Below are 2744 nucleotides of genomic sequence, written 5' to 3'. Positions count from 1 at the left end.
AGTTTCGCACTTAGATGCTTTCAGCGCTTATCTGATCCCCACGTAGCTACCCGGCCGTGCCTGCGGCCAAACAACCGGTACGCCAGCGGTGAGTCCATCCCGGTCCTCTCGTACTAAGGACAGATCCCGTCAGTATTCCCACGCCCACCACAGATAGGGACCGAACTGTCTCACGACGTTCTGAACCCAGCTCGCGTGCCACTTTAATCGGCGAACAGCCGAACCCTTGGAACCTTCTCCAGCCCCAGGATGTGACGAGCCGACATCGAGGTGCCAAACCTCCCCGTCGATGTGAGCTCTTGGGGGAGATCAGCCTGTTATCCCCGGCGTACCTTTTATCCTTTGAGCGATGGCCCTTCCATGCGGAACCACCGGATCACTATACCCTGCTTTCGCACCAGATCGGCTCGTCGGCCTCACTGTCAAGCCCGCTTCTGCTATTGCACTCCCCTGCCGATTACCGTCCGGCATGAGCGGACCTTGGGAAACCTCCGTTACTCTTTCGGAGGTGACCACCCCAGTCAAACTACCCACCAACCACGGTCCTGTCTCCAGTGAGAACACCAGTCAGCCAAGGGCGGTATTTCAAGGTTGATTCCACGATGCCTGGCGACACCGCTTCGCAATCTCCCGCCTATCCTACACATGCCTGACCGGCATTCAATGGTAAGCTATAGTAAAGGTGCACGGGGTCTTTCCGTCCCGTGGCGGGTAAGCGGCATCTTCACCGCTACTACAATTTCACCGAACTCATGGTTGAGACAGTGCCCAGATCGTTACACCATTCGTGCAGGTCGGAACTTACCCGACAAGGAATTTCGCTACCTTAGGACCGTTATAGTTACGGCCGCCGTTTACTGGGGCTTCAGTTCAAACCTTCGCAGAGTCACCCCCACTAAGCTCCCCCCTTAACCTTCCAGCACCGGGCAGGTGTCAGACCCTATGCGTCAACGTTAATTTTGGCAGAGTCCTGTGTTTTTGGTAAACAGTCGCCTGGGCCTCTTCTCTGCAGCCTCCCACCTGCGTGGGTAGGCCCCCCTTATCCCGAAGTTACAGGGTCATCTTGCCGAGTTCCTTAACCATGATTCTTTCGCGCACCTTAGATTATTCATCCCAGCTACCTGTGTCGGTTTACGGTACGGGTATCTGCACGCTGCACGGACTACGACTTTTCTTGGAAGCCCCGTCAACACTTCGGCTCGGCCGAAGCCTCCCCTCAACGCCCTATTCCGTCAGGACGTAGCCTCTCTGGCACTCCGTCATCGCACTCCCTGTGCAGATAGTACAGGACTATTAACCTGTTCCCCCTCAGGGCCCGGCCTTCGCCTGCCCCTTAGACCCCGACTAACCCTCCGATGACTGCCATCGCGGAGGAAACCTTAGCTTTTCGGTGTGAGGAGTTCGCATCCTCATTCTCGTTACTTATGCCTACATTTGCTTTTCTGACCTCTCCACCGGATGGCTCACGCCCCAGCTTCGCTGATGTCAGAATGCTCTCCTACCACACTGCTCTCAACGAGCAGGTCCATCGCTTCGGTGAAATGCTTGATGCCCGTTTATTATCGACGCCGGCCCCGCTCGACCAGTGAGCTGTTACGCACTCTTTAAAGGAATAGCTGCTTCCAAGCTAACCTCCTGGCTGTCTCAGCAGCCCGACCGCCTTTGTTCAACTTAGCATTCACTTGGGGACCTTAGCGGATGGTCTGGGTTGTTCCCCTCTCGGAGCAGGACCTTAGCACCCTGCCCCTCACTGCCACGCACCTCTGCCCGCATTCGGAGTTCATCAGAAGTTGGTAGGATGTGACTCCCCCGCATCCTGTTGGTGGCTCTACCTCGGGCACAGTAACACGCAACGCTGTTCCTAAAAACATTTCGGAGAGTACGAGCTATTTCTCAGTTTGATTGGCCTTTCACCCCTACCCCCAGCTCATCCGGAAGCTTTTCAACGCTTATCGGTTCGGCCCTCCACAGTGTTTTACCACTCCTTCAGCCTGGCCAGGGGTAGATCACCAAGTTTCGCGTCAACCCCCACTGACTCCGGGCATCGCTGCCCTGCGCCCTGTTCAGACTCGCTTTCGCTTCGGCTTCGTGCGTTCACGCACTTAACCTCGCCAGTGAGGGTTACTCGTAGGCTCATTATGCAAAAGGCACGCCGTCACCCCCCGCTGGAGGCTCCGACCGCTTGTAGGCGACTGGTTTCAGGATCTATTTCACCCGGGTACACCCCGTACTTTTCACCTTTCCCTCACGGTACTCTTCACTATCGGTCTTCTGCATGTATTTAGCCTTACCGGATGGTGCCGGTTGATTCAGAGGGAATTTCTCCGGTTCCCCCCTACTCAGGATACCCAACCCACTCACGCCCTGACCGCTACGGGACTCTCACCCCCTGTGGTGCACCTTCCCAGATGCTTCGCGTTCGCTTGTGTGCTTGCTGTCGGGTCCTACTACCCCCCCTGCGCCGTAACGCAGACGGTTTGGGCTCTGCCCCGTTCGCTCGCCACTACTTGGGGTATCACATGTTGTTTTCTCTTCCTGCGGCTACTTAGATGTTTCAGTTCACCGCGTTTGCCTCACCCTCACGGATGATACTATCTCTTCAAGATAGTGGGTTGCCCCATTCGGACACCTGTGGATCAGCCCCTGCCAGCGGGTCCCCACAGCGTTTCGTCGCTTGCCACGTCCTTCCTCGCCAGCAGAAGCCATAGGCATTCCCCAGTCGCCCTTTTGCTGCGTGTGACCAC

Annotated in this window: 1 rRNA gene; it reads right to left on the bottom strand. The window is 56.5% G+C overall.

Annotated features, from left to right (window positions below):
- Positions 1-2740: ribosomal RNA gene (locus ACYVI1_RS32655) — 23S ribosomal RNA — on the bottom strand; the annotation flags it as partial.
- Between the last annotated feature and the right edge of the window lie 4 nt (positions 2741-2744).

This window comes from Spirosoma areae, assembly GCF_054781775.1.
Note: the sequence above shows the minus strand (reverse complement) of the source record. Positions and strands in the feature narration are given on the sequence as shown.